The sequence below is a fragment of the Variovorax sp. P4_D9 genome (genome assembly GCF_056401695.1).
In genome coordinates, this window is sequence record NZ_JBFUIU010000543.1 from 1 (window position 1) to 6,171 (window position 6,171).

Here is a 6,171-nt window from a genome sequence, read left to right on the forward strand (position 1 = left end):
AGTACGACCGGGTGCTGGAGGACATTTTCGCGTTGCAAGAGGAAGTGACGCGCAGCATCGTGACGGCCATTGCGCCGCACATCGACGATGCAGAACGCGACAAGGTGCATCGCCGCCGCCCGGAAAGCCTGGGCGCTTACGAACGCGCCGTCAGCGCTTGGGCCAAGGCCTGGACGGCGTACATCCATTCCGACGCGGGGCTTTTCAATGAAGCATTGAGCGAAGCCCAGGCGGCCTTTGCCATCGATGCCAGAAGCGGCCTTGCATTGCAAATCATTGCCTTCGTGCATTGGCAGCGTTTCATGTTGGGCACTTCGCCTGACCGCTCCGCTGACTGGCAGGCAGGCATGTCGGCGGCGGCCCAGGCGATCGAGCTTGATCGCCACGACAGCAACTCCTATGCGATCAAGGCGTTGATTCTGAGCATGGCCCCCGATGCGCAGCTCGCTGCCGAGGCCTTGCTTACGGCGCAAAGAGCGTACGAGCTGAACCCGAACAGTTTGTATGCACTGAATGCGCTCGCATTCTGCGAATTGAGCATAGGGTTGATGCATCTGGCGATCCCGCATCTTCAACAGGCGCTGCGGCTGAATCCACGTGATCCGATGCGGCACACAGTCTTCCAGCAACTGGCGATGGCATGCGTGCTCACTGGTGCCTATGCAGAGGGCGTCGAGTACGCGCTGCTCGGACTTGCCGACACACCCGATGCTCCCCAGTTGCATGGGTTTCTGGCCATGAGCCATGTCGGGCTGGGCGACATTGCCAAGGCCAAGGACGCATTCGATAGTGCACGTCGGCTGGGGGCGGCCTGGGTGGAGCGCGGCCTAGCTGGCGGTTTCGTCGCTCGCAAGCCGGAGCATCTGCACAGGGCCACGACCCTACTGCGAATCGCCGCCGGCCTGGAAGATCCGAGCGCAGCGGACGTGCTGCGGTAGGTTGAGCGGAGCTACGTTCGTACTCTCACCAAATCGTCCATTCGCGCAACCTGAATGGCTGCAGTTGGCAAGAGCTGCAGTCGTCAGGAAAGGTTAATTGACCGGAGTCAGTCTTGACCTGCCGCACGAATGTCGCGATTCATGGCTGCATCCTACCCTCGGCTAACGCCGCTGAATCTACAGGCCACCCAGAACACCAAGGCGGCGCCAAGAGTGTAGATACGGTGATAAGCAAGTATTTACCTTTAGTTCTAAACCGTCCAGTTGCGGTCTTCGGGAGTCAAGTCGGCGGTCGGATCAGGTATCAGGTATCAGGCATCAGGCATCAGGCATTCCCAGAGCCTCGAGGCACAAGAGGATGCGCGCGCACCCTTGCTGGTAACCGACATCGCCGCCCCCCAGGAGCAGCTCAACGTGCTTCCGGTCCCAGCGTGGTTCCCGCAACCGGTGCTGGCGCAGCACCTCTCGACCTTCGGCCGATCTCCCGTCACCAGCCAGCGCCGTCGCGAGCAGCAGGGGCGGCCAGGGCAAGCAGGCATTGGCGGCAATCGCCTGCTGCGCCGTGTGCAGCGCGGGCCCGTACCGCCCAGACATCAGCTGAGCGCATGCCGCGATCGAGTACCACCAGCCGACCCGGAAGTCGTCGACGCTCAGGCGCAACGCCTGGTCGATCTCAGCCAGACATTCGTCGAATCGCCCGAGCCTGAGCAGCCCAAGAGCGCGCGCGAAGTGAGCCGTCGGGTCCGCCGGGTCGCGCTCGCAAAGGTGGTCCCCGATCGCTAGTCGCAAGTCCCATCGCTGTTCGACGTCAGCTGCCGAGCCGCTCGCGAGCGCCGTCAACTTGTCGGTGGGATGTAGCTTCTCGAGGCGCAATGCGGCGTCGACCACTTGCCGCTGCGCCCGCTGGCGGTCAGGTGCCCAGCCCATCAGCGCCCGCCAGTGATTGCTGATGCAAAGTCCCCCTAGTCCTCTGCGGTGCGACGGTTCCTTCTCGATCGCCTGCTCGAAAAGGTGCTGCGCACGCTCGAGATTTTCCGGGCTGATCCCGTCGTATATGCAAACCCAGCCTTGCAGCGCGAGGTCATCGGCGCTGCGCTCGCCGGGCAGCTTGGCCGCTGCGAGCGCTGCCGCGGTGCGGTGCATCTCGACGATGATGGCACGAGCCGCCTGCGCCGCGACTTCGCTGACCTGGTCTTGCAGGCCCGCGTGCTCGAGCGCGAACCGGTGTGACCAGCGCCGCGCACCCGATACACCATCGATCACGGACAGCGCAAGGCTCCATCCTCCGGCGACCGGTCGCAGGTCGCCGCACACCACCTGCTGAACGCCGAGTTGGCGTGCCGCTACCCGAGGATCGCTCAGCGCCGTACCCGCGGCCGCGACCGTCTCGCGCGCCACCACCAAACTGTCGGAGAGGCCGACACCTGCCCGGGACGTCAACTCGGTAGTCAGCGCGGCCGCCCAGCGCGCGCCGTCCGAATCGGCGACATCGTGAGCAATCGGCAGCACAGCGATCGACAAGGCTGGCGCCGCCACAAAAGCGGGTGCTTCGGTCGGCTGCAGCCTGTAGCCACGGCGTGGGACCGTGCACAGGAGTTTGCGCTCGCGATCGCCGATGGCACGCCGGATCTCGACGACGGTCTGGGTGAGCGAGTCGTCGCCGACCACAACCCCCGGCCAGACCTGATCCATGAGGGTGCCTTTGTTGACGACTCGGCCGGAGTTCTCAGCCAAAAGCAGCAGCACGTCGAGCGCCTTTCGACGAAGTTCGACCGGCCGGCCGTCCGACGTGCGAAGTTGGCGCGCCTGGAGGTCGAGCACGCATTCAGCCAAGCGCACTCGACTTTCCGTGTCGAACGCCTGTTCGCCCATCGATGGTCCTGCCACCGCGCGCATCGCAATACTTTCGTTTCGAATTCGCATCTCCTTCACGACAGGAGAGCGCAAGTGGAGAACGATGGTTACTTCACCATCTCCTGAAAGCTTGATCATGCGCCATTTGTCGAGTTGCCTGCTCCTCGCCTGTGCAGGTGCTGCTAGCGCCCAAACCGACATGCCAGATCCGATGCCCGATCAAGACCTCATGCAGGCGGGTCCGGCGTGGCTCGTCGGCGACCATGTCAAGGCGCGCAGGCACTTCCGGACTGCCGCACAACGCGGCAATCCGCTCGCTCAATACAACCTTGCAATGATGCTGCTCTATCGTGAAGGTGGCCCATGCGGCACCGCGGAGGCCGAACTGCTGCTGCGCAAGGCTGCCGACGGCGGCGTAGATTTGGCTCATGAGGCGATTGACCAAATGCATGTCTGCGGGAGGGCGAATGCAAGCTTCAACCGCCCATTTCCCTGCCTGTCGCCCAGCCAAGCGCCGCAATCAACGCCTGCAGCGCGGCTTTGCAGCCGATGACAGCCGCCTGCGACGATGATCGTTTTGCAAGAGACCGGCAGTTCGCGCTCCGTTGCCAATGAAGAATCTCGGGGCCAGCCACTCCGTGCGACTTCACAAAGCATGCGTGCCACTGCCAGAATCCTCCTGGCCCCGAGTTCGCTTCGACATGCTGTATCCGATCATTCACGAACTTCGCAGCCCATTGACGGTTGAACACGCCGTGCTTGCGATCAGCGGCGCTCGGACATCCAACATTCGCAAAACAGAGCGGCGAGTGATCGAAAAGTGGGGCGGCTTGTATTTGCCCCCGCGCARCGTCGTGTTCACCGACATGCTCACCGCCCTGGGGTACGCCGTCTCGTCGACCGAATGGGGCCGGAGCACTGCCAGAGCTCGTGGATCTACATTTGAACCGACGGTAAAGAGCGGTGGGGCCGAATCCGCGGGGACGGCGGGGGTCTGTGGTGCTGTTGGGACAGCCAGGGCGAGGCTGGACGCCGGGGAGCCCGGCCGCTGGGAGGGATCGCCGACGAGAAGCCATGACAACGCTCATGGACCAATCCGCGATCATGACGCGCCTCAAGGCATGGCGCCAGGGGGAGGGCGCCTGCGGCTGAGGGGGCAGGTAGGCGATAAAGGACCGTTATAGCGCCCAATCGGGTCGCCGGCCATCGAAAGACGGATACGTGGTCCGCGTGCCGCGATGCATCTTCGCCACCCGGACAAGCTCAAAGATCGTCGAGACTTCATTTGAAGATTTCGCGCGCCGTAGGGCGGATGTTTCCCCCAGGAAGGGGCAGCGTGCATTTGGGACGCTCGCCAACGCCCAGCCGCTTGGTACGCATCCCGCACCACACGAACCGAGGCAAAAAGCCGATTCTTCGCGCGGACGCGGTCGGCGGTCGTAGGACCGCTCGCCCCAGGGTGCAGGCCATCGAGCTGACAGGCCCCGCGACTGGCGAGGCCCTGGCGAGATCCCGCGCATCGCCAGAGCGATGAAGGCGATGAGATTGATCGGGCGTGATCCTCTCCCACCTCTCGGAAGCCTCGATCTGGGAAGACAAAGGCGAACTTGCAGCGATGCGCCCGCTGGAAAAGCGCTTACTGCTTACGGTTGAAGATCGAGCAGTGCCCCGGTCACTGGGAAGGAGACATGCAGGCTCCAGGCTAAGTCGGTGACCAGGACCTCGGTCTCCTCTTCGGGTGAAGATGTAGGCAACTGCGGCAGGCGCCGCTCTCCGGCCGACCAAGTCAGAAGAGGMGCAGAGCATGCCGGAGTGGTCCGTGGTGTGGCCGCCCTGCGTCTTTCCTTTACAGGGGCGAGTGCTCCTCCCGCCACCTTGTCGCCAGCGCCCCCACGCAGATGGAGCGCGCGCGCTATGCTTTGCGCGGGCTTTCCACTCGCAATCCAACGAGGAGAAATGCATGAAGTCGCACCACTTCACGACCCGCAATGGAACGGAACTCGCCTTCTCGGCCCTCGGTTTGGGTACGGCACCCATGGGCGACCTGTACGAATTGCTCGATGAGAAAAACTGCATCGTCACCATCGAACAGGCGTACGCCAGCGGAGTGCGCGTGTTCGACACCTCGCCGCACTACGGCAACGGGCTGGCCGAAGCGCGCGTGGGTGCAGGCCTGCGCCACCTGCCGCGCAAGGACGTGATCGTATCGACCAAGATCGGCCGGGTCATGGACGTCTTTGCCAAGCCGCCGCCGAAGAACCCCGACGTTTTCTCGCCGGGCTTTGCTGGCGGCCATCCGCATGCGCCGCGCTTTGACTATTCCTACGACGGCACGATGCGCTCGGTCGAACAGTCCTTGCTGCGCACCGGGCTGGACCGCCTGGACATCCTGCTGATCCACGACTGCGACGTGTGGACGCACGGCCCGGTCGATGCGCCCGTGCGCTTCAAGGAGGCGATGGAGGGCGCCTACAAGGCGCTCGACAGGCTGCGCAGCGAGAAGACCGTGGCGGCCATTGGATTCGGCATCAACGAGTCCGACGTTTCGGTGAGGTTCGCGAAGGCCGGCGACTTCGACGTGGCGATACTGGCTGGCCGTTACTCGCTGCTGATCCAGAACGGGCTGGACGAATTCCTGCCGCTGGCACTCGAAAAGAACATCGGCGTCATGCTGGCCGGTGTATTCAATTCCGGCATCCTCGCAACCGGCGCCGTGCCCGGGGCCAAGTTCGAGTACGGGCCTGCGCCCGAAGACATCATGGACCGCGTGCGCAAGATCGAAGCGATCTGCGCCGCGCATGCCACGCCGCTGCGCCGCGCCGCGTTGCAGTTTGCGATGGCGCATCCTGCGGTCGTGACCGTGCTGCTCGGCGGTGTGACGCCACAGGAGGTGCTGGCCAACTCCGCCGATGCCGACCATGCCGTGCCGGCGGCACTCTGGCGCGCCCTCCAGTCCGCCGGCCTGCTGAATCTGGCTGCACCGGTCGGCTGAGCTCATCGAGGTCGACAAGAGTATGCGCGCTTCCTGATCCGGCCCGCGACGCCGTCAAAACGCGCGATTGGTAACGGACATCCGAGAGGTCTTTGCGCGTGTTGCACAACATTCAAGGCGAATCGCATCCAACTTGATGCATAGACGCGCCAACAGGGCGACGCACTCCGTAGCGGGTGATGAACTCCCGCTGCACCCCATACGTCTGCCGCTCGAGTTCAATCGATCGGGCGCAAGAGAAGTCAGCAGCGGTACGTGCCGCCTGGAACTGCAGGATATGAACCATCTCATGAACCACGATCGATGCGGCCAACAGGTTGTTTTCGGGGTCAAGGCCTTGGTCGAGATAGATCGTGTCGCCGGGTGGAAACCACCCCAGCACATTCT

At 63.6% G+C, this 6,171-nt stretch carries 5 protein-coding genes; 3 read left to right on the forward strand and 2 right to left on the reverse strand.

The genetic code is table 11. From position 1 onward, the window contains the following. Positions 1-938 (forward strand): hypothetical protein (locus AC1DY5_RS38185; protein WP_478119661.1); only part of this gene is annotated, 938 nt, incomplete at its 5' end. A gap of 318 nt (positions 939-1,256) precedes the next feature. Here AC1DY5_RS38185 and AC1DY5_RS38190 read toward each other — a convergent pair. Beyond that, positions 1,257-2,930, reverse strand: coding sequence for a winged helix-turn-helix domain-containing protein (locus tag AC1DY5_RS38190; protein WP_478119662.1), 1,674 nt, complete (start codon positions 2,928-2,930; stop codon positions 1,257-1,259). Between AC1DY5_RS38190 and AC1DY5_RS38195 the strand changes: the two genes are divergently transcribed. After that, entirely contained in the window at positions 2,923-3,345 is a 423-nt protein-coding gene (locus tag AC1DY5_RS38195) for a tetratricopeptide repeat protein (protein ID WP_478119663.1), read from the forward strand. The genes AC1DY5_RS38190 and AC1DY5_RS38195 overlap by 8 nt on opposite strands. Positions 3,346-4,752: 1,407 nt before the next feature. Then, positions 4,753-5,784 carry an aldo/keto reductase gene (locus AC1DY5_RS38200; protein WP_478119664.1) on the forward strand — a complete coding sequence of 344 codons (1,032 nt, stop codon included), beginning with the start codon at positions 4,753-4,755 and terminating at the stop codon, positions 5,782-5,784. Between the two features lie 112 nt (positions 5,785-5,896). On the opposite strand, the gene AC1DY5_RS38205 is transcribed toward AC1DY5_RS38200, so the two are convergent. Continuing rightward, positions 5,897-6,171 (reverse strand): hypothetical protein (locus tag AC1DY5_RS38205; protein ID WP_478119665.1); only part of this gene is annotated, 275 nt, incomplete at its 5' end.